This window comes from Nocardioides sp., from assembly GCF_004803405.1.
GTDB classification, from domain to species: Bacteria; Actinomycetota; Actinomycetes; order Propionibacteriales; family Nocardioidaceae; genus Nocardioides; species Nocardioides vastitatis.
In genome coordinates, this window is record NZ_SSXI01000029.1 from 336 (window position 1) to 756 (window position 421).

The 421-nt window shown below is 54.2% G+C and carries 1 rRNA gene (running past one end of the window); it reads right to left on the reverse strand.

Annotated elements, in window-relative coordinates:
- A 23S ribosomal RNA gene (locus E7Z54_RS02155) occupies window positions 1-421 on the reverse strand; its annotated part reaches 335 nt to the left of the window's first position; the annotation flags it as partial.

A 421-nucleotide genomic window follows, 5' to 3' on the forward strand; every position in this document is an offset into this window, starting at 1 on the left:
TCTCACAGTCAAGCTCCCTTGTGCACTTACACTCAACACCTGATTGCCAACCAGGCTGAGGGAACCTTTGGGCGCCTCCGTTACCCTTTAGGAGGCAACCGCCCCAGTTAAACTACCCATCAGACACTGTCCCTGATCCGGATCACGGACCCAGGTTAGACATCCAGCACGACCAGACTGGTATTTCAACGACGACTCCCCCCGAACTGGCGTCCAGGGTTCACAGTCTCCCAGCTATCCTACACAAGCCGAACCGAACACCAATATCAAACTGTAGTAAAGGTCCCGGGGTCTTTCCGTCCTGCTGCGCGAAACGAGCATCTTTACTCGTAGTGCAATTTCACCGGGCCTATGGTTGAGACAGTCGAGAAGTCGTTACGCCATTCGTGCAGGTCGGAACTTACCCGACAAGGAATTTCGC